A 25,743-nucleotide genomic window follows, 5' to 3' on the forward strand; every position below is an offset into this window, starting at 1 on the left:
GAGTCGCCAGGAGATTGCCTGCGGCGTCGGATCGCGGCAAGCGCCGAGGCGCCGGCCGGACCCGAAATCGAAAAAGCCGCAAGCCTCGCAAAAGCCTTGCGACGAAAACCCTTACCAGGCGCCGGTATTGCCCATCGAGGCCCAGGGCTCAGCGGCCGGAAGCGGGCTGCCTTTCTGCAGGATTTCGATCGAGATGCCATCGGGCGAGCGCACGAAGGCCATGTTGCCGTCGCGCGGCGGCCGGTTGATGGTGATGCCGTTGTCCATCAGATTCTGGCAGGTGGCGTAAATATCGTCGACCTCATAAGCGAGGTGGCCGAAATTGCGACCTCCGCTATAATCTTCCGTGTCCCAATTGTAGGTAAGCTCGAGGCAGGGGGCTTTTTCGCTGCGCGCACGGTCGACATCGTCGCGAGCAGCCAGGAAAACCAGGGTGAAGCGGCCCTTCTCGTTTTCGTGGCGGCGAATTTCCTCCAGTCCGAACAGCGTGGTGTAAAAGGCAAGCGAGGCGTCCAGGTCTTTGACACGAACCATTGTATGTAGATAACGCATTCTATTTACTCCTTTATTAGGGCTGGCTTTTTTCGGCGAACCGAGGTCAGCTTCGGGCAAGTCAACTTTATAAAATGTGCACCTGGGAATAACCGAAAACTAGGACTTGCGCTTATCCGTTACCAAGATGTTAATCTTGATTTCAAGAATCAGTTAACCGTAACAGTGTGACGCGTATTCGAGGGGCTGGCGACAATGGCTGACAGGATTTCATCGAACGAATACTCCGACCTCGACGAGCTATCAGGAGAGGCGGTCGATCTTGTTGAAATCACCGGCGTCGTCAAGTGGTTCGATGTCGCCAAGGGTTTCGGCTTCATCGTGCCCGATAACGGCTTGCAGGATGTTCTCCTGCACGTGACCTGCCTGCGCCGCGACGGTTACCAGACGATCCTCGAGGGAACGCGCATCGTCGCCCTTATCCAGCGCCGCGAGCGCGGCTATCAGGCATTCAAGATCCTCTCGATGGACCAGTCAACCGCGGTTCATCCCTCGCAGCTGCCGCCGGTGCGCACCCATGTGCAGGTCACCGCGACGAGCGGCCTCGAGCGTGCACTCGTCAAGTGGTTCAACCGCACCAAGGGCTTCGGCTTCCTGACGCGCGGCGAGGGCACCGAAGATATCTTCGTGCACATGGAGACGCTGCGCCGCTTCGGCCTGACGGAGCTCCGCCCCGGCCAGGTGGTTCTTGTCCGCTTCGGCGACGGCGAAAAGGGCTTGATGGCCGCAGAGATCCATCCCGACGTTCCGAGCCCGGCAAGCCGGTCGCACTGAACATGCGCGGCCTAATCTTATTTGATGCCATCAGAAGCGCCTTATTGGCGCTTTTTTTCATGGTCGCGCTGCCGGCCTTGGCTGACGAGGAGATGCGGTTCGACAAGGAGCCGCTGCTGATCCAGACCGCTGCGGGCAAGGTGCTGCATTTCACCGTCGAAATCGCCTCGACCCCGGATCAGCGCGCCCACGGACTGATGTTTCGCAAGGTGATGGCCGACGATGCCGGCATGATCTTCGATTTCGACGAGCCGCGGCGCGTCACCATGTGGATGGAAAACACCATCCTGCCGCTCGACATGCTTTTTGCCGACGACACCGGCACGATTCGCCACATCAAGGAAAAGGCAGTGCCCTATTCGCGCGACATCATCGATTCGATGGTTGCGGTGAAATACGTCGTTGAACTCAATGCCGGCATCGTCGCCAAACTGGGAATCAAACCTGGCGACAGGATCGTCAGCGCTACGACGACCAAGAAGGCGAAGTGACGGCGCATGCGAGCCGCGATGCGGCTGTCAAGGAATTCAACAATATCGGGATATTTGAATCGGAGTGGAGAGATTCGAAATCAAATAGGCCATTGATTTTCAATGACTATTTCCACTCTTTGTAACGCTGTTACGGGCTTTCGGGTGGTCTTTCTGTAAGACAGGTCTATCGCTCACATGTAGTCTTTTCAAGCGGAAACTAGTAGCCAAACCAATCCGGCTTCTTATCCTTGCGCTCTAAGAGAGCATTCCAGTCAACGGGCTTCTCTATTCCAACCAGGCTCGGCGGATTGCCGGTTACAAAATAATTGCCATTGGTCTTGAGGTTCGCTTCGAGAAAGCCGGGATCTAAGATTCTACACCCAGAAAAATCACATCGATGAAAGGCATATTCAAAATCACTCGTGCCCAACAATGAAATCAGCGACATGATTGACGCGATATCGCATCGAGTGAATGTGCATCGATAGAACCGGTAGTCGATATCGATCGATCCCCAGTCTCTCAACTCCGTGTTTCTGAACTTCACATTTTGCAGGTCGTTGAGGTTATAATGGACATCCTTCGCAAATACGCCGCTGTGGTAATGGATCAATTTAAAGCCGGGGATGTAGTGCCATAAAGCCGGCTCTCCTTCATAATAGACGCCATAGTTATCAGCGTGTGGACTGGTATAATCGAAAACGATTTCTCGGTCAGTATTTACCCCCTTTTGATCGCCCGTCCGCATGACTCCTGAAATCTGCGGTCGGTGCCGATTGCTATGGTCCTTACTCATGTGGTCTTCCACAAAGTCCGCAAGGAGGTTCATGGCTTGGAAGGCGTATTCTCTATCCGAGCCGGACACGAGCACTCCAAGGGTAGTAATGCCTGCGGAGACGTGAGCGTCTTTCCCTGTTTCGCCTAACAGCTTCGCACCCTCTTGCAAGAGCTTTGCGCGTCCCTCGCTCTCTGACTGATTTGCTTGACGGGTGTTGATAGATCCCCGCCAGCCCACGGTGCAAAAGGTAACGACCGCGAATAGCGCCACGCCGAAAGGGGCAAGGCCCTGAGCCATCTTCAGGTCAGCGTCGCCATCGAATCCGTCGCCGAAGATAGTAATAAATGCTGCAATTACCGCGATGGCAGTAAAGATCGCGCTCGCAATCGCGAGACTATACCAATGGTTCTCCGTCAAAACAGGCCAGTCACCCACTGATCTGTGATCGGTGCTTTCTCTGTCCTTGCCTGCCATCAAACATCCCCGAATCATTATGATGTCAGGATAACTGAAAAACAGAAAACCCGCCGATCTTCACCGGCGGGTCGCAGTCACTTCAGAGGGTCGGGCGAGCTATTTACCCTTCTTCTCGTCTTGGGACAGGACGGAAGCCGCAAGCTTTTTAGCGTCGGTCGCGGTAGGCTTCTTGCTGCCATTGAGAATTTTCGCAGCAAGGGTTGAAGTGGTAGAGCTTGATTGCTTCTTCGCCATCATGCACCACCCATCGGCGCAACGTCGCCGAATTTCTTGCCTGTCTTGATCTCGCTCACGCGTCCCTGATTAATTTTGAACATTGCCGCGATATCGTGCTGCGCCATGTCTGTAATCAGGTAATGCTTGATCTTAGCTGCCATTTCCGGCGTCACCGCCGGTGATACTTTCGACATGCTGGAAGCCCCTCCTTGGGGCATCCCGGCTTGTTCAGCATGGCAAATCGCGGTAGGGTCATCTTGTTGAAGGAGTGACACATTGTGTTGCCAGCCTGCCGCGCCGGTCCATCTGTGTGCGGCTCCACGAGTTGCCCGGCAGGCCATCCTGTCGGGCGCTCGACTGATTCGGTCAGTTGAGTGAGTCCAATCTACCGCAACCTATGTCTGCTCAATAGATGTCAAGCGCCAACTCCACAGGAATCATCGCGCTATGCACAAATTCTGTGGGTCTTGTGTGGATAACTTGAATAACTCAAGAAGATCATTGACAGCTTGAATTCGAGAGCAGCCGCACTTCGCCGGCTACTTTTGACCGTTTAGACGGTCAGCCTCACTTCGTAGATGTGCCTTTTCGAAGCCAATGCCGACGCGGTTGCCCACAAGGCCAAAGAACACCGTCATCACCACAACCGCCAACCACCAGCCCGCGAAGGCTGTCCCGAAGACAGCGATACCGAGGCCGGGCATGCATACAGTCGCGAGCGCCAAACCGGCGAGGACGAACGATGTCGTCCATTTCTGCTGTGTGGTCGTCCATACCAGTCTGGCGGACTGGCGAAGCATGAAGCGCGCTGTTGCGCGGTAGTTCAATTGCATTGATCGGCTCCCCTGCCTGCGCCTGATTGTGCCAACATCGGAGGTCCCATGCAAGAAGCCCGCCGATAATCCACCGGCGGGCATATGCGCTTCGCTACTAGTCTTCAGGTATTGCGATGGGTTGTCCCTCGGCGGTTGCCTCGCCGGCGAGATACCGCACGTCCTGAAGATAAGATTGCGCGGTCGTTCCGTTGCCTTCACCCCAAATGAAAATCCAATTGTCGCCCTCTAATCCACCAACTAGAAGTTTTTGGCGATGGGGCTCATCAGCTATATCTGCCCAGTAGGCCGAGATCTCCCGCCAAACTCGGCGGGCGATGCGCTCTTGACCGAACCAACGCTTCATTTCAGCCTTGTGAATTTCTACCACGCCAATAGTGAAAACCCGTTCCAATCTGGCCAAAAATTTGGGCTCATGCAGCTTGTCCATTGTGCGATTCCTTTCCGTTAACTCGCACAATATAAATAACAGCAATTATGTTAATTGCAAGCGTTATTTAATTTAATCTAGTTATTATGGTGTTGTCGCTTCGGCAAGTCATCACCCCTTCCATGTAGCAATCATAGCGTTGATCTTCGGCTGCACCCGTCGCCGGGCTTCCTCACGATCAACGCAAGCTAGAAGCAACTGGTCATAGTCGGTCATCGTATGCCGAAGCACGTTCTGCATAGTGATGCCGACCGCCTTGCCGAGCTTTGCCCCTTTCCAATCCTTCTTCGCGATCTCGGCGACAAAGAAGGCGACGGCAAAATCAGGGCATCCTGGATGGCAATGCCTTATGTGGTTTTCAATTTTAGCTTCAGAGAATGTAGCCGGGAAATCCAAACAGAAATGGCCCGCCGTGAAGCGGGCCATATGCGACTTGTTTTGTTTACTTGGCATCCGGCACCGGGATGCCGTTGACGGTGACAGAACTCGTGAAATCGATGTTGATCTTAGTGCCCGGAACTGCGGCAAGTGCCGTAGCTGTTCCGCCTGTCTGGAACCATCCATCGATAACGTCGTGCGGCACCTGAACGAAAGACTGCGGGTCGAGCTTGAGAGCTGCGGCTATTCTCTTCTGAAAATCGCCAATAATGCCTTGAGCGACAGAGCGGAATGCATTCCGCTCGCCCTCATGCTGGCGACGGTTCTGTTCGACCAACTGTTGAAGCTCCGGCGACAGGCGATGGTTGTCACGAAGACTAGTGGCGATCTCGCTCATGGAGAGTTTGCGTTTGGCTTGCTCTGTCATCACGCTGCCTTCCTGAAATCTTGAGCAGGTTGCGCTTCAAGCACGCTGTCGGGCCAGATGCCGGCGATCTCCCCCAAGGCGATTTTAAAGAGGTCTGCATCCTGGGAGACGTGGGCATCAGCTGACGCGGCAAGCAAGGCTTCCATGAGGCGGGAATAGGTCGTGGCGTCGAGAATGTATTGAGGCATGTAGTTCGAAAGCTCCTTATGGGTGAAGTTTGTTGATGTGCAATTCATTGCTTTTTTATGAATCGCCGTCAAGGGATGGTGGGCTAATTTATCGTTGGTTTTCAAATAGTTAGTGTCAGTCAATGTTGATTTACCGGCTTCCGGTGGGCTTTGACTCACAGCGGCTCGCTGGCGCGTTTTCGTCACTGGTGAGTGGGTCAGACTCGCCGAAGCCTTCTTCGCACTGGCGGGCCGCCTATGAGTCGTTTTGCGGCTCTTCCGCCGGGCAAGCTCGGCGTCGTGATCCTCACGCGCAATCCGACCAAGCTCGCGCGACACATATTCAATCTTCGCTGTTCCAAGCCGCTCAACGGTCCAATCGGCATCTTTGAGCCGGTAGCCGTTCCAGCCCCGGCAATCGGTGAGCACTTTCACGTCAACTTGCCGCCCGCTGCCAAGGCCATGCATCATGCCGCCCGCACCCTTCAGAACCTGTCGGAAGCGGTTAACGGTTTCCTGCTCCCAATCCGGCAGGATCGCCACGCCATGACAATGAAGCCGGTCGTCGTCGGTAAACTCAAATGAGAAGGCCAGCGGCAGCCGGTAGCCGAGAACGGCCTTGGCAACGCGATTAATGGCACATGAGAGATCACGCGCCGGATCGGCGGACGCGGCAAGCTTGGCGATCCTCTTCCCGCTGAAGTTCAAACTGAACGCGATGGCCTCGCGCTGGAATGCGCGATCAAAGGTTGCTTCCAACTTTTCAGCCGGCGACAGGCGAACCCATGCTTTCGTGATGGGCTTGCGCTTACGAGCGTGCCGGCCTCTCGGCTTGGGTGTTCCGGCGAGACGTTCCTTGACCAGGGGAAGATAGGCGGGTGTGGTCGAGGGTGATGGTGGGGTAGGGGCGGGGTGTTCGTATTGAACTACACCTGCTGCAGCCGAGACAGCCGCAACAGCTTGCGCCGTAGGGGCTTCAGCCTGATTTCCCAGAACCGAATTTGTTGCAAAACTCGCGTTTTTACTGCCGTTATCCGAAGGGATTTCGACAGTAAAATTCGCATAAGAATCTTGACCTTCGCGGGAGCGATGGTAATATGTATCCATTCGAAACCTTTAAGGGTCCGGTCATCAGTCGAAAAGCTGACCGGCCCTTTTCTTTTGGGTAGGATACATTCTATCAAGGTTGGAATTGCCGCTCAATACACTCAGGTTGTCTAGTCGTCACTTAAATATGGCTATTAGACAGCGATTTTATACTTTAGAGAGTGGAGCGCTTCGTGTTTAGCGCCCCCGCCCGGTGCTCAAGAGATTGCCCGGCCTCATCTGCTGCTGGAGTTCTCGAATCACGACGCCGCGCATGGTCGCTTCCATTTCCTGCGCAACATGTTTCGCAAGGTCGGCATTCTGTTCCGGCGTGCCGGCGCTACCAGTCACAGTAACCGGCGCGGAAATGGTTATTTGCTGGGTCGGCGCACTGTTGCCGTTCGCGGCTTTGAGATCGGGCTTGCGAAGGGCTGGCGCGCTGCCGACATAGCCACCTTCGGCATACCCGCCGCGAAGCGCGGCCCGGTGCATGGCGTCGAGGTTGCCGGCGCCGATCCGGCGCGTTGCTTCCTTACTCATGACGAATTCGCCGCGATGCACGACTCCTGCCGGTTCATGCTTGCGGCCGTCGCCGGTATAGCCACCTTCTGCAAAGCCGAGCCGCCGAACAGGCCACCAAACCCAACGCCGCCTTTGCCATCAGACTTCGGCGCGCCACCAAACAGATTTGCGAGCGGACCTTCGCCCATAAGCGCAGCTTGCAGCGCCGCCTTAACGAGAGTTTGCAAAAGCTGCTGAAGGGCTTCTTGAGCAGTCATGGTGCCGGTGATGATGCCGGTGAGGGCGTCAGTCATCCCTTCGCCGAAGAAGCGGGCGGATTCACGGGCTTGCTCCTGCTTCTGCCGCAAGCTGTCCACGCTGGTTTCAGCCGATGCCATACCCTGGGCAAGGCTGGCGATCTCCTGTCGCTGTTGCGGTGTGAGCGCGATGCCGGCGCGTTGGGCTTCGTTGAGCATTTCCTGTTCGTAGCGAAGCGCTGCGGCCCGCTGGGCGGTCATGCCGAGCGTCTGCTGCTCAATACCCTGCTGCGCCGTATATTCACGAGCGCTGCCGGTAATCTGACTATAGGCGTCGGCCTGCTTCTGCGCCGCATCGGTCAAACGCTGAATCTCGTCGGTGGTCTGCTTATTCCGGGCGTCGGCGTCCTCGACATGCCAATTCTCATTCGACAGAGGGAAGGACAGGCCGAAATTGCCAGCGTTCGTATGAACCCAATCGCGGGCGCGATCGGAACCATAGCCGAGGTCGGCAGCATTGCCCTTATTGTGCTGACTGTTGCCGGGCGGTGCCACCCACTTGCGGGCCACTTCCGGCGATCCATATTTCTTCAGGGCTTCAAGCCAAAGCTGCTCCTGCCGGGCAACGTCGCGGAAACCGGAATTGATGGTGACGCTGCCCTTCAGGTCGTCGGGCATGCTGGCGATCATCTTCGCCAGCTTCTCACGGAACGCCGTCTGCATGCCGGTCAAGCTATCCTTGCCCTTACCGTTCGCAAGGATGGCAGAAAGATAAGTCGTCGGGTCGTCTGTCGCGCTCTTGAGGTTGAGCGATGAAAGCGCCTTGCCGCGCATCTCGTTCGCCAGGGCGATTTCACGCTGCCCGCCCGCCTGGGAAATGGCTTTCTGATAAATCGCGTCAATCTTCGCCTTGGCGTCGAGATCGGCGAGCGACTTCGCCAAATCCGGCACCTGTTCCTTCAGGGCGCGGATAGCATCCGAATAGCTCTTGATACCGGCGACGGCCTTCGCGGCCGCGCTGCCGCTACCGGATAGGGCATTATTGAGGTTGTTCACTGGAGGCGTTGCGCCCTTGGCGTCTTCGCCGGCCTTGTAGACGAAATTCTCGCTGTAGCCGTTGCGCCGGTCGAGAACGTCGCGAAGCTTCATGGCCTCGCTGGTCAGTTCCTCGATAAGCTGCTTCTGACGTTCAATGTTGAGATCAACAGTCGGATCGCCAGGGAATGCGCCCTTTTCCTGCGTGAGATCGGCAAGGCGCGTCTTGGCCGTTTCGAGCTGCTGATAGGTCGACACAAGCGCGGACTGCACATTGCGGGTCGTCTGTTCGTCAACCTTGTTAAACCGGTCAAGAAAGTCGTCGGCGAGGAAGGCCACGCTGAGAAAGGCTTCCTTCCAATAGACACCGAACGAGTTTGCGGCAGCGGACCACTTCCGGTCAAATTCGTCGGCGCGCTGGATAAGCTGCTCATCCATGACAAGGCCAAGGTCATTCGCTTCTTTGATCGTCGCGCGGATGCCGTCCGCTCCCCTATCGATAAGCTGCACAAACTTTTCGCCGCCCTGTCCGCCGAAGACTTCATCGAAGACACGGATGCGGGCCGCGCTGTCGAGGCGCTGCATACGGTCGATGATATCTAGCAAAAGGGCCTTCGGATCTTCGAGCTTCCGGGCAAGCTCTTGCGCGCTGTAGCCCATGCGTTGGAAAGATTCCGCGCCGCTGCCGGAACCGGTCTTGATCCATTCATCTGCCCGAAGGGAAAGCTCCTTCATAGCGTCCGTCAGGGCGTCAACGGGAATGCGGTTCTGTTCGGCCACATACTTGAGTTCCTGAAAATCCTTCACCTTCAGGCCGGCCATCTTCGCCATGTCGCCGACTTCGGCAACGCCCTTGGCAAGCTCGCCGACGCGCCCAATGATCTGGTCCAGGCCGCCGACGGCAAGCCCGCCGGCGATGCCGCCGAGCAATCCCTTACCGAAGCTGCCGAGCGTCTTCATTGCGCCGCCCATGGCGTTCTCGATACCGGAAGCAGCGGTTTCAGCCTCCTTTTGGATTGCCCGGAAGTTAGTGCGGCTTTTGCCCTTAGAGCGCTCAAGATCGCGCTCATACTTGTTCAAGCGGGCTTCGAAAGTGACCAAAAGGCGCTGGCCGTCATCCATTGCAAATATCCTTACGCTGCTTCGGCTTGTTGAAAGAGCCGGTCATATTCTTCGGGAGGGAGATCATGAATTGAGCGCTGGTTGTCGTTCGCGGCAGCCCTATGAACGGCCAGCGCGGACGCGATAGCGCCGTCAATATGGTTGCTGTGGCGGGTGCCCTTGTGCATCGTGGTCAATTCGCTGGCGCTGGTCGCGCGCTTTACCACGACGCTTTCGAAGTGATTGCGAAGGATCGGGTGCGCGCCGTGCCGAATGCGACGACCATTCACCACCCGCTCGAGATCGCAAATCGGGCCGTGCATGTGCTTAGCCGTCTGCGGAAGCTGAAGCACGTTGATACCGTGATCCATGAGCTTCGACATGAGCGGCCCGGCGAGCGACGGGTCAAAGATGACTTCACGCACGTCGTAGGTGCCGCAAATGTTAATAATCTGGCCGGCGATCACGTCGGGCTCGATCACCGGGCCGTCAATGACGTTCAACAGGTTGTCGTCGCGCCACCGGGAATAGGGAACCTGTTCGACCTTGACCTTGTCGTCCAGCCCTTCGGACGGAAGATAAAACCAAGGGTGAAGCGAGATCCGGCCATCCTCATGACGGAACGCGGCCACAAGTGCGGTCAAGTCACCGGAGCGTGACAAGTCCACGCCAAGCCAGCACGGCAGGCTTTCGAGGTCGGCAGGGTCGAAAGCCTTATCGTGTCCGGCGTCATAAACGGCCATATCAAACAGCGGGTCGCGGGAAGCTGCCTGCCACAAATTAAGGTGGAACTGCTGGAAGGCGAACCGTTCGGCAGGACGGTGTTCGGCCTCGCGCGCCATCGTGCGCAAGCCGCCGAGATCGGGGAAGCCGTGGGCAAGGCCGGGATTGACCTTGTGCCAAACGGCTTCATCGCGCCAGTCGTCGCCGGGTTCGGCTTCGAAGATGATCGGCAGAAACGACGGGTCGTCAATCTCGCCGGTCGCGACCTTTCGGGCGTAGTCGTAAATCTCGAAACCGATGTTTTCCTGTCCACGGCCTGCGGTCGTGGCAATAATCATGAGGGTGTCGGGAACCTTCGCCATGCCGGACTTGAGGGCTTCCCAGAGATCGCGGCCCTTCCAAGCATGGATTTCATCGACAAGCACAAAACTGGGCGTCTTGCCGTGCTGGGCCGCGCCATCGCTCGAAACGGCGAGCAATTCAGCCTTGTTCGGGCGGCACATGATCTTCTTCGCCGAGTTGTGGGCGTCATATATGCGGGTCGCGGCGACGATGCGGCGATCCTCGCGGACGATATTCGCAGCTTCCTTGAAGCCGATACCCGCCTGTTCGCGGTCGGATGCGGCAAAGATTGCCTGTCCAGCGGGGCGAGCTTCCGGGCCAATGGTATGGAGAAGCGCCCACGCTGCTGCGATGCTGGTCTTACGGTTGCCACGGGGAAGCATAAGGAAGACCGTGCGGACGATACGCGAACCGTCCGTGTTGCGCGGACCATAAATCCGTCGCGTCATGCGTTCCTGAAAGTCGTAAAGCTGGAACCGCCCCTTTGCGGCGAGGCTGGCCGGGTGCTTCAGCGCCCGGATGAAATCAACGGCTTCCTGCCCATAGCCGAACGGATCGGGAATGGTGCTGCCGTCAACAATCCAATGCGGGAACGCGCTCTTAGGCATGGGCGCGGTTCCTGCCGATCATCATGGCGTTCGGTTCGTCGTCATCTTCAGCGGCTGCGCTGCCGACACGTGCGCGCGATACCGGCGAGAGGCCATATTCCGCGGCAAGCTGGCGGGCCGTCTGCATCGCCTTGTCCTGAAGGCGGCAAAGCTTCATGTCGATTTCGCCGGACGTGCGAAGCGCGTCTTCAATCTCCCGAACAAGACCACGGGCGCGGCAATAGTCTTCAACCCCGCCGAGATCGCCGCGCGTGATGATGCCGCGTTCGATGAGGCCGGGCATGATCCGCTTCCACTCGGCGCGCGCATAAGTCGAAAGCTGCTTCGGCGCTGCCGGTGCCTTCGTCAGTGCATTGCTATCGCGTTCAATGGACGGCTTGATGCCGCGAAGATGCGTCACGACTTCAGGGCCTCGCCGCGAAGTTCAAGCGCCTCCCGCCTGCCGAGTTCCTTGATTTCCTTCAAGCCGTAGGCCGTGCTGTCGTAGGTCACGCGGTCGGCGGAAGTGATGCCTGGGCGATAACGGACGCGGAATATCACGGTGCCGGTTTCCGCCTCGCCGTATCCGGTGAAGAATTCGCTCGCTGTCTGTTGAAGCACTTCGGCCCACACGGTCGCGACAGGCACCCAAGTCTTCACGACACTGCCGGACGGCTTCACGGTTTCCGTCTCGCGTTCGATGGTGATGCGGCGATCCATCTTGCCTATATTGAGCATGTCAGATGATCCACCGAATGAGAGCTTCGACGGACAGGATACCGTGACCATATGCGGGGTCAGGATCGCGCGGGAAGGTCGAGCGCGCGACGCGGAAATGATCGCAGTCGCCACCCTCAATTTTGAGGGGCTTATCCAGTGCGGCCATAACCGTGCCCGCGATTTCCTTCGCCGCGTCCTGTCCGGCGTCCAGTGTCCAGATATGCAAGTCGAGGTAAACCCATGCCGTGCGCTGGCTACGGTAGTCGTGCCCGTGCAAAGTCGTGTTGCCGTCGCTCATGATGACGCAGGGCGTTTTGTCGGGCCGGGTGGTGCCAGCCCGGATATGGTCAACCGGCACGAGATCCACCACGGCCGGCGAGTTCACGAGCGCGGCGCGGATTGCGGTCTGAAGGGCTAGGGTCGGCTCAAACATTCTTTCCATTCCATGCGTCTCGCACGGCCTTCCTGCCGGCGCTGTCAATTCGTTGCTGAAGGCGTTTGCGGAGAAGGCGAAGGGCCGGCCAAAAGAACGGCTGAGCTTCGGTGTCGCTGGTGCCGTATTCGACAAGATGCGGATAACGGACAGTGTGATCGCCAACGGTCACGATCACCTCATGCTCGCCGGCCACGGTCTCGCCGCCCGGCTGGCTATAAGGCGGGGTCGCTTGGCCGGGGCCGGTGACGACGATGCTCTCCTTAAGTGCGCCGGTATCTTCCGGGGCAAGGTGTCGCTGGGCGTCGGCAAGTTCGTTCGCCGAGGTCAGCAAAGCAGCATTGATGGTGTTGCGCGGGGTCCTCTTCACCCGATCGAACGCCTTCATAAGGCCGTCGAGGCCGTCCTTATTCGCCATCGGTGAACCACTTTTCGCGGTAGCTATCGAGGATCGAGGTCACGCCATGGGGCGCAAGCTGCATGGACAGGCCGAAAGTCGCGATGTTCCGGCACTCAAAATAGAAGGAAACGAGCCGCAAAATCGCGATTTTCACGTCTGCCGGAACGGGGTCGAGATCGGCGAGGGGTTTGCCAATGTAGTTGCCGGTCCACGTTTCCGCGCCGTCGATATAGAGCGAAACAAGCTCATCTTCGGCGTTTTCGTCGATCTTCATATGTGCCTTGGCGAGTTCAAGACTGACTGCGGACATGCTGCGATTAGGCCTTTTCTGAAAAAGTTATTTTCGGCGTCTCTTGCGCGGTGCTCCCCGCGCCGGTCCCCTTTGAAGGGGCAAAGTTCGAGGATACCCCCGGGGCAGGGCGCTTTGCCCAACGACCAGCCGGTTGGAAGGCGACGGCTGCTTCCATCGAGCCGAGCCTACGCCGACGACGAAGCAGTGCTTTAGGCGTGATGCCGAGAACATTGGCCCATTCAACCAACGTCTTGCTTTCGCCGTTCACGGTATGGCGGTGCGCACGGTCTGAAAACTGAAGTTGGTTGACCTTGTTGACGACATTCTTCGTGACGCCAATCCAGGTTTGCACTCGCTGCTGTTCACGCTGCCGGCAGTGATTGGCGTAGGCAAGGGCGCGGTCACGAGCAGCTTTGCACTCCGTTTCAAACTCCTGCTTGTCGATCTGGCGAGCACGTTCGGCGGGCGTCATCTAGAGCACCACGACATCAACGGGCTGATCGTCATCCGGCATGAGGTAGACGTTCATGCTGCCGCGATCGGGGATAAGGCCGAACGGCTTCACGTCGTATTCCTGCGTGACGAAATAGAGATCGGTGTCAGGGGCAGGTTCATCGACGCCGTAGTGAACACGGATGCCGGATCGATTGGACCGCGATTGAAAGCAATCGGTTGCATGGATGCGGGTCCAGACACCGGGCGCAAGCGTGATCTTCTCCATCACGCTGCCGTCCTTCCGGTGAGCTGGAACTTGCCGTCCGGGAGGCGAGCCAGCGAAACCAAAGCAAGGCGCTTTTCGGATTTCATGTATCCGTCGATTTCTTCGACTGTGACGCCCGACGCAGCGACAATTTCAATCTGGCCGGCACCTGCTTGGCGAAGCGTGCAATAGAAGTCGAGCGGAAGACCTTCGGGAACGGTGACAAGGCATCCTTGCGGGAAGTTGAGCAGTTGTGCCTGATCGATCGACCGCAAGGTGTATGCTGCAACATCGTATGTCACCATGCGCAGCGGTTCACCCATGACGGGGGAAAGCTGCCGGACGACGACCGCTTTGACGGCCTCCTGCTTCACCGGCATAACCCAAACCTTCGTCCGGGTTTGCTCATGAAACCGGAAGACCTTTTCCAGTGGGTTGTAGTCCTGCGAGATAATGAAGGCTTCGGTGTCCACCGCCGGTTCCTCAACGGAACTGAAGTGGATTTTCAGAGCCTTGTTCTGCTGGTTCTGAATGAAGACGTTCTGATGATCTTCGGCAACCAGTGTCCAGACATCAGCCGGGCATGCGATCAGGACGGTTTCGGTTAGGTTTGCGGACTCGTAAAGCGAGTTCACTTCATATTCCTTTCGTGGCTTTGCTTGATTGAGTTGTGCCAATGCGCGCAAAGCGGCTGCCAGTTGGCGCCGGATGCGAGACGTGTTCTCCTGGGGTATGAGCCTCCTTGACAAAACGACTGACGCACACCATTCTTCGATGTGTTGACCTTTCGTAGCTCAACTGGATAGAGCGCCGGTCTAGTAAACTGGAGGTTGCAGGTTCGAGTCCCGCCGGGAGATTGGAAGGGCGCCCTTGTGGCGCCCTTCGCCGTTTCATGATGATAATCAAGTTGTTCGCTCCTGCCGTTGCTTGATTGAGTTGTGGCAAGGCGCGCAAAGCGGCTGCCAGTTGGCGCGGTGCCAAAAGAGGTTCTTGTCGCCACGGTGCGGAATGACGTGGTCAACCACGGTCGCAAGCCGGGTGATGCCGCTCTTGCTGCATTCGCGGCAATGCGGATGCATGGCGAGGTAGTCCAGGCGAGCTTTGCGCCATTCGTGGTCATAACCACGGGCGCGCGCTGAAGGGCGACGTGCATCATGACGGCGATTGCGCTCGCGTGTCACTGATCGGCGACATTCACAGATTTCATCATGCGGCACGACGCGGCCACAAGAGCAGATGCGGGGCGGCTTGCTCATTGCTTGCCTCGCTTGGCGTTTGCCTTCAGCTTAGCGAGGCCGGCCCGGGCTTGCTCTTCGGTGATTTCTTCAACTGGATCGTGGGTGGCCGGCTGCTTATCGCGGACAAGCACGCCCGTCGTTTCGAGCCGATCAATATGAGCGGCATAAGCGCGGTCGATTTCGGTTGGGGTTGCGTTCCAAGCGGTGTCAGGCGTCCAACCAAGCCAGCCGGTCGCATACTCATAAAGCGCTGTGTAGGCTTCAGCCCATGTCAGCGGTTTCCCGGACGATGCTTGCGCCTTCGGATAGGGTGCCGGAGTCAACATAGAGATCAATTCGGCGAGGGGCTGGCGCACGGCGACGAAGAAAGGGAAGAGCGGCTTTCCAGATTGGGAGAATAGGAAAGCCGCCGCATCCTGCCGGTTGATGGAACCCGTAAGGATGATTTCAGAAATGATCGTCAGATTGAGGTCGTCCAGCGCGCGATACAGGGCCGGAAAGCCGTGACGGGCCTCAAGGGTCATAGCGGCCCGCAAGGAAGGGCGAAGCGTCACGGTGCTGCCACCGTGCGCGATCGTCACTTCCTCATATGCGGGCCGCTGATAAGTCATGGCTTAGGCCGTTGCCATCTTCAGCTTGCGGAAGACGTCGGTGCGCACGACGCCGGCGCCGACACGACGGCGAGCATGGAAGCGGATCATGCCTTCGGTCGCGAGCAGATACGGGTTCGGGCGAACCTGAAGCTCAATGCGGTCATAGATACGATAGCCGGCCTTGAAGTCGCCGAAGATGATCGGGAAGGCGTTCGCGGCCACGTCCGGCATGTCGAGCAGCTCGATAACCGGCCGGCCAAGGATCGTTTCGGGCTGGCCTGCCTGATACGACGGCTGCCAGAGATAGTTCCCATTGCCGTCCTTCAGCGTGCGGATGACGGCGAGCGTCGTGCCGTTCATGGCCCATGTTCCCCGGTTCCGATAGACGCCCGGCAGCGAATACATGAGCTTGATAAGGGCGTCGGCGGAAAGGTTCGTTGCGTGGCCGTTCAGGAAATTGCCGATGCCAGCTTCAGCCATGAAGCCCTTCGGCTCGACAGCGGTGCTACCGTTGACGAACGCCAACCCTTCCTTGGCGCCGAAGTCTTCGGCGAGGGCAAGCCGGATCTCGGCTTCAACGTCGTGGCTAGCGTCTTCCATCAGCCAGTTGCCGACGTCAACATGCGTGGTTGCTTCCTTGACGGAAAATTCCATCTGGTCGAACGTCGGTTCAGACGCCTCAGAAGTGACGGCTTCGCCCTTCCACTTCGCATTCGTCACGGTGAGACGCTTCGGCAGGATGATGGTATGCGAGCCGGTCGAGCGAACTTCGGCGATACCGCGAACCGGCGAGAATTCGACAAGGTTGCGGATGAATTCGCCGCTGGTTTCTTCCGGGGCGAGGACGTAACCAGGTGCATCGTTGGCAACGGTCAGGGCCTTGCGGTCGAGATCGTCACCGCGAAGGAAGTCGGCGAATGCCTTCTTTTCAATGTCGTTGTCGTTTGCCGCCGCCGGATGGTTGTTGTTCGCAGCGGTCGGGCGGTTGAGCTTCGCCTTGATCGTCGCAATGTCAGCCTTGAGGGCCTTCAGGTCTTCCGGCGAGATCACCGGATCATTCTTCATTTCGAGTTCTTCGTTTTCCAACTTGAGTTCCTTGTGTTCTGCCGCGCCATCGGCGGCCTTAACTGACGTGATTTGAGCGCCGGGATGGCTGGGAACGGCGACAACTGAGATTTCGTGAAGGTAGAGGGCTGTGATGGTGCGCCCGCGCTGGCGGGGCTTTGCCGTCTTCGTGCGGAAGCCGATGGACAAACCGGAAACAGCCTTCGTGCGAATCATGGCGCGGACTTCGCGGGCGCGTTCAACGTCGTCCACGAGCAAGCGGCCTTTGACGGTGAGGCCATCCGGAGTTTCTTCGATCTGGTCCCAAACGCCGATGACCTGCGCCTGATCATGGGCGAACAGCATCGGCAGGACTTCCGGCGTGGCGAATGCGCCCTTTTCGATCACGTCGCCGACGCGATCCGGGGAACCGAACGGCCACGCAATCCCGGTGATTGTGCCAGCGTCGTCAACCGTGAGCGCGGCCTTAATTTCGAGGCGTTCGCTCATTCGGCCACCTGCGCGGCCTGCCGAAGGTCGTCCTGGGGTTCCTCGCTGCCGAAGAACAGAGCCGTAATAACGCCATCCGCAACACGGAAGACTTCAGCGAGTGGACGCCCCACGCCGTAGATGGTCACGAACTGGTCAGCCTCAGCGGGCGTGATCCCGCCGCCGATAAGGCCGAGCCGGATGGTCTGAAGAACGTCTGAAAGGGAATAGTCTGAAGCACTGAAGCGCCGGAACAGCGCGCCGATGCCGAAACCGGTCTTCCGCTCCAGTTCTTCGATAAGTTCGCGGGTAGGGAAGGCGAAGGTCTTTTCGCCGTCACCGAAAAAGGCGCGGTATTCGATCATGCGGGTTCCCTCGGCGGTTCCGGGGTCGTCGGTGCCGCGCTGCTAGTCGTGTGGGGATTTGTGAGTTCATCTCCACCCGGAAGCGGCTGAAGGTTGAGGATCGCCCGGACTTCGTTCGGGGTCATAATGCGGTTTGTCACGAGCGCGGTCATGTTCGCGGTGCGGCTGGCTGCATCGGCGCGCATGAGGTCGTCGGTCACAAATTCGAAATAGTGGGTGTCCTGTTCATCTTCGCTGAGCAGCACGGTCGTCATGGCGTCCGTCCAGCGGTCCAGCCAGGGGCGAAGGCAGAGCTGAAGGAACTGCGCGCCCATCTGTTCGGTGTTCGACCACGTTCCGCGCGTAAGCTCGAAAAGCATGGTCGGCGGGACGCCGAAGATACGGGCGATTTCGCGGACCTGTTCAAGCCGATGCTCAAGGAACTGCGCATCGGTCGAAGTCATTGCGGGCTGGTCATACTTCCAACCGGCATCAAGGATGAGCGGATCACCGGAACCACCCTTCTGCCACTCACGGAAGGACTTACGGATATTGCCTACTGCTTGCGCGCCGGCTTCGCCGCCCTGAGGCTTGTCGTTGGAAATGATGCCGGTCGGGCGTGCGCCGGAACCGAAGAACTGCGCACCATGGCGCTCAAGGATGGAAGCGAGCCCGATACCTTCCTTGCCAAAGGAAATCGGCGAGGTTGCGAGGAAGGACGGGAGATGAAGAATTTCGGTGTGGGGATAATCGCGGGTGCCGGTCGCTTCGGAGACTCGATAGACGGGGGCGCCCGTGACATCATCCTCAAGAACCGTGACCTTGCCGGGCTTCAGACGATGAAGCTCAAATGGGCGTCCGTCTTCGAAGCGGACCACCTTTGCATATCCATTGCCGCGCAAAAGTGCGTCGGCGGTGAGGCGAGTGCGCAGGTCGCCCGCACCGGTCCATTCGTTCGCCCGTTTGTGGACGATCCGGTAGGCCGAATGAGCCTTTGCTAGTTCCTTGCCGCCTGCAGTTTCCCGATAGGCTTTGCAAGGAAGAGAACCAACAGTTTCGGAGATCAGCCGGACAGCTTGAAGAACAGCCGGGACATAAAGCGCCGACTGCCCACCGATGTTCACGCTAGAGTAAGTAGGGCGAACGCCGACCAAGTCGGCGAAGTCAGGGCTATTGAGGGAATACGCCTTCTGTTCTTGTCGAAAGCCGAAAGCCCTCGCAGTCTTAGAAATAGCAAAGGCAATGTTCATTCTTTGTTCCCAAATTCAATCTGGGAACTATTGTCTCATGCTCGGAATCCAGTGTGAATCCCTAAAATGAAAATTTTCCTATATAGGATATTATTCTCTTTCTGCGGTCTCCTCGTCCTCAGTTGGAAGCGGATCCACAACATTTGCGATGTGCAGGCAAGCGGATAGAAACTCTTCGGCAGTTAGCCAAACATCCCACTCGCGTTTCCCGAATTTTCCCATCAACTCAACGATGCCAGTCATACCCCAAGCGTAATTTTCCTCCCGGTCATTTGAATCGTTGTCATATGTAGGCCGAAAATCTTTCGTGTGGATTATTTTGTTGCAGGCCTCGCGAAACGTAAGATCAACTCTGTCAGAACTGTCATTCCATCCAATAGAGCCAAGCTCGCCATTCCCGGTATGCTCCAGAACCACTTTGTCGTATTCACTTTTAGCTTCATCGGACAGGATATCTTCAAACGTTCGCATTCGAACGGCGATCGTTAGAAGGCAATCAGATAGACGAGCTTCAGCGGTGCGCAGAAAGTATTCATGGAGAGGCCCGCCTACCTCATCGCCGGGCAGGCCGGCTATTGCGTGACTTGCCGCAATGATGGAATAGGCATCAAAACAAAGATCGCGCACCTCATCGAAGTCGATCGCGTGCGGCTTATAATAGGGGTGCCAGTAGGGATTATCCAAGTCTACCTCCCGTCAACAATGCTGCGCACCTTGTCCATTTGCGCTGCGATTTCAAGCAGACGCAACTCGCTACCGCCGTAGTCATCGGCAGACGAACCGGAAGAGCGCCCGGTTATGTAAAGCGCGGCCTTTTCACTCACGCCAGCAAATAGCGCGTCTTCGAAAAGATGCCGGAAACCGTGGTTCGGCGGTGGCATGTTCTCGCGGCCCGGAAAGACATTCTCTTTGATCCATTCGCGAATGCGCTGGTCTTCGTTCTGGCCGCCTGGAAAAAGCTTGCCTTCCGGCCGCGCATTAACCCACTCAACAAAGCCCTCTTTAATGAGGGCACGGTGAATAGGCACCTTGCGACCTTTATGCGTCTTCGTCGTGCGCTCGCCTTCGGCCCGGATATTGATAAACCAATGCCCCTCGACCTCTGTTATATCGGCTTTCTCAAGAACAGTGATTTCGTTCACGCGCGCACCAGTGTGCGCGATTATCCAAGGTATCCAACGGTTGCTTGTGCGGGAGGCTGTTCGGGCGGTCGTGAGCAGGTGTCGCGCGTCCTTCAAGGTGTAAGTGCGGTCTGCACTGTCGCCTTTGACGACGGTCGGCATTTCTAGGAAATCGAACGGTGTTCCCTTGGGTGTCTCCGGATAGAGCTTGCCTCTGCATTGATCCTGCCCCCAACCGAGAATTGCCCGGATCGTCGCGAGCTTGTCGCTGACTGTCTTTCTTGAGAGCTTGCCGGTGGCGAGCATCGCGTTCCGCCATGATTCCCCTTCCTCAAGGGTGACAGTTGCGATTTTTTTACTGCGGCGATGGTGCTCGAAATCATGGACGGTGTTGCGATACTTTTCCAGCGTCGAGGCGGACTTCTGCCGCCCGCCTAACCCCATTGCCGTGAGGCGCTCTTTCTCTTGAATGACGGATTCGAAGGTAAGGTTGTTAAATTCTGCCTCCTTCACGTCGGCAGCCACTTCGTCAACCTCAACGGCCTTGGCAAGGATGGGGTTGTCGGGCTTGCCGGTGAAGTCACCTTCATCCCGTTCGGCCACGCGGGCGAGCGCTTCCAGTTCTGACATGCACAACGCCCGCGCCAAGGTGCGCCATTCGTCGCTACCGTTGATGACGGTCGTATTGCCGAGGCGGCGATATCGTTCGATCCTCTCGCCCACGAGCCGCTCAAGTGCCACGTCATTGAGCTTTCCAGCGATGCCATCTCGCAACAAAGCGACGTGCAAGTCGTCGATCCCCACGCTCGCCCATCGGGGGCCGGAATTTCGGAGTTCCTCGTCAAAGGCTAGGCGTTCGTTATAGTTGCGCAATGCGATCTGATCGAAAGGAAGCGGATAGCGGCCCACTGTGACCGGTTCGCCCTTCCGGATTTGAGCACGTTGTTTCGCGACGGCAATCTTCGATTGGAGGACGGCGAGCGCTGTATGAAGGCGAGCGACTGCCGTCCTACGATCCGCGCCAAGCGGTTCGCGAAGCTCAGTTTTATTTTCAAGGAAAGGGCGAAGGTCTTTCGGGACAACGATTCGTGCGAAATATCGGCCGTCGCGATTGAGAAGGTGTCGGTGTTTTGCGGGCATTTCCAACTTCCGTTTTGTTACGAGAATTGTAACAGAAAGTTGGCCGAAAACCCATGAAAATCAGCTTCTTCAGCGTTTTCAGGGTCAAGCGATGGTCGGAGTGGAGAGATTCGAACTCCCGACCCTCTGGTCCCAAACCAGATGCGCTACCAGGCTGCGCTACACTCCGTGCCGTGAATGGCAGGGGAGATACACGGTTCACCTCCCCGTCGCAACCCATAAATCCAGCACAGGCTGGAGATTTTCTCGCCAGCCTGTGGATGCAGTTAGAATAATCTCGGATGTGCCGTCAATTTGCCGGCGAGGCGCAATGGACGTCGGGACGGATCGGCCTTAGCCGCGGGCGAGCAGGCCGATATATTGGGCGTAGCTGATGGCAAGGTAGAAGAAAGCTGTGATGCCAGCACCTATCACAATGGCATTGAACTCCGCCGAACGTCTCATCATGCGTGCAAATCCACTGAAATCGATTGAGCCGTAAACTAGTGCCGAGGGAAGGCAGCGGCAATCAGGTTGTGATCACAAGGTGAGACAAGCGGTAATATTGCGAAATCCGGCCGGCAATCCCCGGATTTGAAGGGGAGGCGGGGCCGGCATCCCCTCGACATGCAAACGGAGTCGGCAGCGGCGTCCTTCACCGCCTTTTTTCTTGAAAAAGCGGGGATTCGCGGCTAAGCAAAATTCATCTCTTTGCGTTATCCTCAACGATGATGCAAAAGGTCCGGTACGGGCCGGCAACGGGATTGAGATCATGAAAGGCGGGCGCTGCCCGCATAGTCGGAGACGCTGCAGTCATGTCTGCCAAGATCTATCGTCCAGCCAAGACCGCCATGCAGTCCGGCAAGGCCAAGACCCATCTTTGGGTGCTTGAATACGATCAGGAGTCGGCGCGCAAGATCGATCCGATCATGGGCTATACCTCGTCGGGCGATATGCGCCAGCAGGTGAAGCTCACCTTCGAAACGCAGGAACTCGCCGAAGCCTATGCCCAGCGCAACGGCATCGAATACCGCGTCATCGCACCGAAGGATCCGGTCCGCCAGGTTGTCGCCTATCCCGACAATTTCCGCTATACCCGCACGCAGCCCTGGACGCACTGAGATTTCTCGTCCAGATATGCCGCATCCGGTCGCGCTCGTGAGACGCGGCCAACAGACGGCCCCTTAGCTCAGCTGGATAGAGCACCTGCCTTCTAAGCAGGTTGTCGCAGGTTCGATTCCTGCAGGGGTCGCCACAAATCCAATGACTTGAAGCCGCCGCGTGACCAGCCCGAAGGGGCCTGGTCACGCGGCGCTCACATTGACCGCCGTCCGGCCAATCCCGCGTACGGCGGCCGGACGGGCGTCCCTAAAGCGCGTCGCGATCTTTCGCTCCTCGCGCTTTAGGTCTCTGTTTTCGCGCATGTCGTTGTCGCAAAACCGCTGCGCACTTTTGCGCGACATGCTTTAGCTAGAAGGATTGAGTCCGGTCGCGCAGCGGCCGGTCCTTTGCGCGACCGAACCGTCACGGGCCTCCATCATCTCGCTGATTAGTGGGCTTCGTACCGCTCTCCAAGTTCGTCGACGATCAGCAGCGTGCAGCCGCACAACTGCTTCTGGAAACGGAGGACTCGCCGCTAAAGCACGATGCGTAGATTCAAAGAGTTAGAGCGCCGTGCGTCCGAAAGGACGCACGGCGCTCTATACCGGTGCGGAATTATTGTTCGAACTTATCTCGCAACGCTAGAAACGCGGCGCCACTTTGATCACCGGCAACCTTCCGTTCGACGAAATGGACGGAGACCTTGGGATTCGAGCGCCTGACCGGCGCTTTGCTGGACCGCATCACCCACCACGCAACATCCTCGAGATGAACGGCGACAGCTATCGCCTCGCGCAAAGCCGCGCCCGAAAGGCCGGCTGACACCTGTCGAAAAATCGCGGCGCGCAGATTGCGCGCCGCGTGGCTGGTTTTTACTCCTCCGGCGTCGACATATCTCCGGATTGTTGGCACGATTGTTGTGGCGATCGGACGACCGCCACAACGGGTACGGCTACAGAAGAAAATCGCCTGTCCCCAGGTGGACGAGGCCCTTCATCTGAACCTCGAAATCACGAACGCCGTCGCCGTTCAGGTCGCCCTGGATAACGGTAGCGTCGTTCGCGGATCCAGCCTTGTCTTCATAGTGCCAAGCGAGCGCGCCAGCCTTGTGGTCGAAAGAGGCATCCTCCTGCGCCAGGAAATGGAAGGTTCCATTGCCCTGCGCAGAGCCATTCGCATCTATCGCCGAGAAGTCCATCTTATCGACGCCGTGCTGGAAGTCGGTGATGACGTCGCGGTTCGAGCCGGACCCGATTTCCGTCGGTGCTTTGAAGACAAACGTATCCGCGCTGACGCCACCGGTCATGATGTCCTTGCCGGCACCACCGATGATGACGTCCGTGCCGGCGCCGCCGTTCAGCTTGTCCGCGCCGGCCCCGCCATCGAGAACGTTGCTGCCGCTATTGCCGGTCAGCACGTCGTTGTAGCTGGAGCCAGTCAAGTTTTCGATGCTGACGAACTTGTCGCCGGTAGCATGCCCGCCCGATGCGGCCCCAGTCGCCAAGTTGACGTTGACCCCGCCGGAGCCCGCATAGCCCGCCGTGTCCTGTCCGGTACCACCATTGATGACGTCCCCGCCGGCGCCGCCGCTGAGCTTGTCCGCGCCAGCCCCGCCATTGAGAACGTTGCTGCCGCCATTGCCGCCGGTCAGCACGTCGTTGTAGCTGGAGCCCGTCAAGTTTTCGATGCCGGCGATCTTGTCACCGGTGGCTTGCCCGCCCGATGCGGCCTTAGTCGCCAAGTTGACGTTGACCGCGGTGGAGCCCGCATAGCTGGCCGTGTCGTTGCCAGTGCCGCCGTCGAGCACGTCCGCGCCGGCGCCGCCCTTCAACACGTCACTACCGCCGAGACCCTTGAAGGTTTCGTTGCCGCCGTTGGACTGGCCGGTGTGTGGCATGATGTCGTTGCCGTTGGTCCCGACGAATTCCTTCGTCGGCGTGGTTGGCGTTCCCGGTTGTGTCGGTGTGGTTGGCGTTCCCGGTTGCGTCGGCGTGGTTGGCGTTCCCGGTTGCGTCGGCGTGGTTGGCGTTCCCGGTTGCGTCGGCGTAGTTGGCGTTCCCGGTGCTGCGCTGGAGCTCGATTCGTAGGCACCGACATCGACAGTTCCAACGACGCGAGCGTGGCCGTCCAGATCGTCCGAGGCGACGCCGTACTTGTTGGTTCCGTGGTCGATCGCCAGCGAGCCGGAGCCGAGGTGGAAGTTATCGCTCGCTGCCCCCGAGAATTTCGGGTCGACGCCGAGCTGGTTGCCGTTCGCCGCGCTCGGCATCGCGTTGCCGCCGTCGGTCTTGACCGAGGCCTGGCCGGCCGTGCCGTTGTAGGTGATGTTGTTGGCCCAGACGACGTTAGTGTTCTTGTAGCTGTCGGTCGACGTGTTATCGATCGCGGTGTTGTTCTTGTTCAGCGATGGGTCCGCCACGGCGATGTTGTTGACCCAGGTGTTGTTGCTCGACGCCGAATTGCTGAGCTCGCCGCGCCAGGTACCACTATTCGCCGGGTCCTGATTGTTGTGGTATGCGGTGTTGTTTTTCACCGTGACGGAGTCGCTCCAGGTAACCTGGATGCCTTTGCCGCCGTTCTGGTAGACGAGGTTGTTCTCGACCAGGGTCTTGAACGTGTAGTTCGGATGACCGCTCGCCTGCGTGCTCTGGAAATCGTCGATGATGATGCCGTTGCCATCGGTGTGCGCACCCGACTTCGTGACGTTGTCGTGCGAGATGTTGTTCCGCACGATCGTCCGGTAGCCCTCCGTCGAAGTATCGCCGGTGATGTTCCGGTTCTCGTAGATCGAGATGCCCGAGAACCAGCCCGTCGATGCGTTATTGTAGGTCTCGTTCCCTTCGATTTTGATGAAGTCCGACTGGTTGAACTGGATGCCGGACTCGCCGCTGCCGTGGACCTTGTTGTTGAGAACTGAGATGTGGTGGACGTTGTTCGCTTCGATGCCGTCGCCTTTGGCGCCGCCGATGTCAAAGCCGTCGATTGTCACGTAGTTGGCGTTGACGCTGATCGCGTTCCACGAGCCCGCGGGCGGCCGGATCAGCGCCCCGCCGGGCACTTCCGAGCGCAGCGTGATGTCGGCTGCCGCCGAGCCGTCTTTGTCGAAGTTAATAGCTTCGTTGTAGGTCCCCGCCTTCACCACGACCTCGTCGCCGGGCTTAAGGTTCGCCGACATCGCCTCGCTGATCGTGCGAAAGGGAGAGGAGGTGCTGCCGTTGCCGCCGTTGCTGCCAGTTGTCGCTACGTAGTATGTTGTCATGGTCTTGTTCCTCAACCCCCGCCCGTTAATATTTGTGGTTAATCCTGCTTTACGGCGGCAGGTTATAGGGCGACATTTTGGAGGGCGCAACAGCAACGCAACAGTAAGTGCTTGAGAAGCATAGCCTTATTGCTGCCACAATATCCGAATCGATCCAAAGTTACGTTTTGAAATATTTGGTGAATTTCGAGTCGCCCAAAATGTGGCGGTATTAATATCTCGCCTGCCGCGAGTTATTCTTTCTGCAACCAGAGCGACATGCGTCCATTGAAAACTTTAGAAAAACCTGATGCGCGTGGCTGGATTGCTCCCGCCAAATGCGGAATCGACATTTTTTTCTGAATTCGGCAATTTTGGGCAGCATCGCCTTACGATTGGTGCTGGTCGAGGTGGTAATGGGAGGTCGACAGTATCGATTCGACCAACCCATTGCCCAGCATTTCAAGCGCCACCGCGTTCCCGCCGAGACCATCGGGCATGCGGTGTGACTATACTTTGGCTGC

The 25,743-nt window shown here is 57.9% G+C and carries 31 protein-coding genes, 3 tRNA genes and 1 pseudogene; 6 read left to right on the forward strand and 29 right to left on the reverse strand.

Annotated features, from left to right (window positions below):
• Window positions 1-111 precede the first annotated feature (111 nt).
• Window positions 112-552, reverse strand: coding sequence for a lactoylglutathione lyase (gloA, locus tag ACM5SV_RS18475; protein ID WP_128405721.1), 441 nt, complete (start codon window positions 550-552; stop codon window positions 112-114).
• Between the two features lie 195 nt (window positions 553-747).
• Here gloA and ACM5SV_RS18480 point away from each other — a divergent pair, with 195 nt between their 5' ends.
• Window positions 748-1,326, forward strand: a complete 579-nt coding sequence (locus ACM5SV_RS18480) for a cold-shock protein (RefSeq protein WP_003539135.1) — start codon at window positions 748-750, stop codon at window positions 1,324-1,326.
• Between the two features lie 2 nt (window positions 1,327-1,328).
• Window positions 1,329-1,817: a DUF192 domain-containing protein gene (locus tag ACM5SV_RS18485; protein WP_017993877.1), complete on the forward strand. Its 489-nt coding sequence runs from the start codon at window positions 1,329-1,331 to the stop codon at window positions 1,815-1,817.
• Between the two features lie 199 nt (window positions 1,818-2,016).
• Here the strand turns inward: ACM5SV_RS18485 and ACM5SV_RS18490 are convergent, their stop codons facing one another.
• The 19 genes from ACM5SV_RS18490 to ACM5SV_RS18580 form a co-directional block, all read right to left on the reverse strand.
• The gene (locus tag ACM5SV_RS18490; protein WP_165420842.1) at window positions 2,017-3,051 is read right to left on the reverse strand and encodes a hypothetical protein; all 1,035 of its coding nucleotides are present in this window, start codon (window positions 3,049-3,051) and stop codon (window positions 2,017-2,019) included.
• Window positions 3,052-3,150: 99 nt separating this feature from the next.
• Window positions 3,151-3,288, reverse strand: a complete 138-nt coding sequence (locus ACM5SV_RS18495) for a hypothetical protein (protein WP_130753766.1) — start codon at window positions 3,286-3,288, stop codon at window positions 3,151-3,153.
• Entirely contained in the window at window positions 3,288-3,464 is a 177-nt protein-coding gene (locus ACM5SV_RS18500) for a hypothetical protein (RefSeq protein WP_155755929.1), read from the reverse strand. Before ACM5SV_RS18500 ends, ACM5SV_RS18495 begins: the two co-directional genes overlap by 1 nt.
• Before the next feature lie 345 nt (window positions 3,465-3,809).
• Window positions 3,810-4,103, reverse strand: a complete 294-nt coding sequence (locus tag ACM5SV_RS18505) for a hypothetical protein (RefSeq protein WP_130753768.1) — start codon at window positions 4,101-4,103, stop codon at window positions 3,810-3,812.
• 97 nt (window positions 4,104-4,200) lie between these two features.
• Window positions 4,201-4,533 carry a hypothetical protein gene (locus tag ACM5SV_RS18510; RefSeq protein ID WP_130753770.1) on the reverse strand — a complete coding sequence of 111 codons (333 nt, stop codon included), beginning with the start codon at window positions 4,531-4,533 and terminating at the stop codon, window positions 4,201-4,203.
• Window positions 4,534-4,644: 111 nt separating this feature from the next.
• A complete protein-coding gene (locus ACM5SV_RS18515; RefSeq protein ID WP_130753772.1) occupies window positions 4,645-4,959 on the reverse strand; it encodes a DUF2293 domain-containing protein in 315 nt (104 codons plus the stop codon).
• A gap of 16 nt (window positions 4,960-4,975) precedes the next feature.
• Complete coding sequence (locus ACM5SV_RS18520; protein ID WP_419425342.1) at window positions 4,976-5,308, reverse strand: hypothetical protein; 333 nt, start codon at window positions 5,306-5,308, stop codon at window positions 4,976-4,978.
• Window positions 5,309-5,337: 29 nt separating this feature from the next.
• The gene (locus ACM5SV_RS18525; protein ID WP_222015750.1) at window positions 5,338-6,612 is read right to left on the reverse strand and encodes a hypothetical protein; all 1,275 of its coding nucleotides are present in this window, start codon (window positions 6,610-6,612) and stop codon (window positions 5,338-5,340) included.
• Between the two features lie 177 nt (window positions 6,613-6,789).
• Window positions 6,790-7,131: a hypothetical protein gene (locus ACM5SV_RS18530; protein ID WP_419425343.1), complete on the reverse strand. Its 342-nt coding sequence runs from the start codon at window positions 7,129-7,131 to the stop codon at window positions 6,790-6,792.
• Window positions 7,128-9,506 carry a D-alanyl-D-alanine carboxypeptidase family protein gene (locus ACM5SV_RS18535; RefSeq protein ID WP_419425344.1) on the reverse strand — a complete coding sequence of 793 codons (2,379 nt, stop codon included), beginning with the start codon at window positions 9,504-9,506 and terminating at the stop codon, window positions 7,128-7,130. The genes ACM5SV_RS18530 and ACM5SV_RS18535 overlap by 4 nt, the downstream gene beginning before the upstream one ends.
• Window positions 9,507-9,517: 11 nt before the next feature.
• A complete protein-coding gene (locus ACM5SV_RS18540) occupies window positions 9,518-11,158 on the reverse strand; it encodes a terminase large subunit (protein ID WP_222015752.1) in 1,641 nt (546 codons plus the stop codon).
• Window positions 11,151-11,558 (reverse strand): phage terminase small subunit P27 family, encoded by a 408-nt coding sequence (locus ACM5SV_RS18545; protein WP_130753782.1) that lies wholly within the window; start codon window positions 11,556-11,558, stop codon window positions 11,151-11,153. Before ACM5SV_RS18545 ends, ACM5SV_RS18540 begins: the two co-directional genes overlap by 8 nt.
• A complete protein-coding gene (locus tag ACM5SV_RS18550) occupies window positions 11,555-11,875 on the reverse strand; it encodes a phage head closure protein (RefSeq protein ID WP_222015754.1) in 321 nt (106 codons plus the stop codon). The genes ACM5SV_RS18545 and ACM5SV_RS18550 overlap by 4 nt, the downstream gene beginning before the upstream one ends.
• A gap of 1 nt (window position 11,876) precedes the next feature.
• Window positions 11,877-12,290 carry a DUF3168 domain-containing protein gene (locus ACM5SV_RS18555; protein ID WP_222015755.1) on the reverse strand — a complete coding sequence of 138 codons (414 nt, stop codon included), beginning with the start codon at window positions 12,288-12,290 and terminating at the stop codon, window positions 11,877-11,879.
• Complete coding sequence (locus ACM5SV_RS18560) at window positions 12,283-12,708, reverse strand: HK97-gp10 family putative phage morphogenesis protein (RefSeq protein WP_222015758.1); 426 nt, start codon at window positions 12,706-12,708, stop codon at window positions 12,283-12,285. The genes ACM5SV_RS18555 and ACM5SV_RS18560 overlap by 8 nt, the downstream gene beginning before the upstream one ends.
• Complete coding sequence (locus ACM5SV_RS18565) at window positions 12,698-13,000, reverse strand: head-tail connector protein (protein WP_222015759.1); 303 nt, start codon at window positions 12,998-13,000, stop codon at window positions 12,698-12,700. The genes ACM5SV_RS18560 and ACM5SV_RS18565 overlap by 11 nt, the downstream gene beginning before the upstream one ends.
• A gap of 7 nt (window positions 13,001-13,007) precedes the next feature.
• Window positions 13,008-13,454 (reverse strand): hypothetical protein, encoded by a 447-nt coding sequence (locus tag ACM5SV_RS18570; protein WP_222015761.1) that lies wholly within the window; start codon window positions 13,452-13,454, stop codon window positions 13,008-13,010.
• A complete protein-coding gene (locus ACM5SV_RS18575) occupies window positions 13,455-13,703 on the reverse strand; it encodes a hypothetical protein (RefSeq protein ID WP_222015763.1) in 249 nt (82 codons plus the stop codon).
• Window positions 13,703-14,368, reverse strand: a complete 666-nt coding sequence (locus ACM5SV_RS18580; RefSeq protein ID WP_222015765.1) for a hypothetical protein — start codon at window positions 14,366-14,368, stop codon at window positions 13,703-13,705. The genes ACM5SV_RS18575 and ACM5SV_RS18580 overlap by 1 nt, the downstream gene beginning before the upstream one ends.
• Window positions 14,369-14,465: 97 nt before the next feature.
• Here ACM5SV_RS18580 and ACM5SV_RS18585 point away from each other — a divergent pair.
• A tRNA-Thr gene (locus ACM5SV_RS18585) sits at window positions 14,466-14,539 on the forward strand.
• Window positions 14,540-14,584: 45 nt separating this feature from the next.
• On the opposite strand, the gene ACM5SV_RS18590 is transcribed toward ACM5SV_RS18585, so the two are convergent.
• The 8 genes from ACM5SV_RS18590 to ACM5SV_RS18625 form a co-directional block, all read right to left on the reverse strand.
• Entirely contained in the window at window positions 14,585-14,938 is a 354-nt protein-coding gene (locus ACM5SV_RS18590) for an HNH endonuclease signature motif containing protein (RefSeq protein ID WP_222015767.1), read from the reverse strand.
• Window positions 14,935-15,531 (reverse strand): hypothetical protein, encoded by a 597-nt coding sequence (locus ACM5SV_RS18595; protein WP_222015769.1) that lies wholly within the window; start codon window positions 15,529-15,531, stop codon window positions 14,935-14,937. The genes ACM5SV_RS18590 and ACM5SV_RS18595 overlap by 4 nt, the downstream gene beginning before the upstream one ends.
• Before the next feature lie 3 nt (window positions 15,532-15,534).
• Window positions 15,535-17,067 carry a phage major capsid protein gene (locus ACM5SV_RS18600; RefSeq protein WP_222015770.1) on the reverse strand — a complete coding sequence of 511 codons (1,533 nt, stop codon included), beginning with the start codon at window positions 17,065-17,067 and terminating at the stop codon, window positions 15,535-15,537.
• Window positions 17,064-17,411, reverse strand: a complete 348-nt coding sequence (locus tag ACM5SV_RS18605; RefSeq protein ID WP_130753804.1) for a gene transfer agent family protein — start codon at window positions 17,409-17,411, stop codon at window positions 17,064-17,066. Before ACM5SV_RS18605 ends, ACM5SV_RS18600 begins: the two co-directional genes overlap by 4 nt.
• A complete protein-coding gene (locus ACM5SV_RS18610) occupies window positions 17,408-18,640 on the reverse strand; it encodes a phage portal protein (RefSeq protein WP_130753806.1) in 1,233 nt (410 codons plus the stop codon). Before ACM5SV_RS18610 ends, ACM5SV_RS18605 begins: the two co-directional genes overlap by 4 nt.
• A 90-nt stretch (window positions 18,641-18,730) precedes the next feature.
• Complete coding sequence (locus ACM5SV_RS18615) at window positions 18,731-19,324, reverse strand: hypothetical protein (protein ID WP_130753808.1); 594 nt, start codon at window positions 19,322-19,324, stop codon at window positions 18,731-18,733.
• Window positions 19,325-19,326: 2 nt separating this feature from the next.
• Complete coding sequence (locus ACM5SV_RS18620; protein ID WP_130753810.1) at window positions 19,327-20,901, reverse strand: DUF6538 domain-containing protein; 1,575 nt, start codon at window positions 20,899-20,901, stop codon at window positions 19,327-19,329.
• 92 nt (window positions 20,902-20,993) lie between these two features.
• Window positions 20,994-21,070, reverse strand: a tRNA-Pro gene (locus ACM5SV_RS18625).
• A 625-nt stretch (window positions 21,071-21,695) separates the two neighbouring features.
• Between ACM5SV_RS18625 and ACM5SV_RS18630 the strand changes: the two genes are divergently transcribed.
• The 3 genes and pseudogenes from ACM5SV_RS18630 to ACM5SV_RS18640 all read left to right on the forward strand — a co-directional run.
• Window positions 21,696-22,001: an ETC complex I subunit gene (locus ACM5SV_RS18630; RefSeq protein WP_003539138.1), complete on the forward strand. Its 306-nt coding sequence runs from the start codon at window positions 21,696-21,698 to the stop codon at window positions 21,999-22,001.
• Between the two features lie 57 nt (window positions 22,002-22,058).
• Window positions 22,059-22,135, forward strand: a tRNA-Arg gene (locus tag ACM5SV_RS18635).
• Between the two features lie 449 nt (window positions 22,136-22,584).
• Window positions 22,585-22,803 (forward strand): annotated as a pseudogene (locus ACM5SV_RS18640) (ATP-binding protein); the annotation flags it as partial.
• 130 nt (window positions 22,804-22,933) lie between these two features.
• Here the strand turns inward: ACM5SV_RS18640 and ACM5SV_RS18645 are convergent.
• Window positions 22,934-25,240, reverse strand: a complete 2,307-nt coding sequence (locus ACM5SV_RS18645; RefSeq protein WP_419425345.1) for a choice-of-anchor Q domain-containing protein — start codon at window positions 25,238-25,240, stop codon at window positions 22,934-22,936.
• Window positions 25,241-25,743: the final 503 nt, after the last annotated feature.

The sequence above is a fragment of the Rhizobium sp. CRRU65 genome (genome assembly GCF_048551595.1).
GTDB classification, from domain to species: domain Bacteria; phylum Pseudomonadota; class Alphaproteobacteria; order Rhizobiales; family Rhizobiaceae; genus Rhizobium; species Rhizobium leguminosarum_J.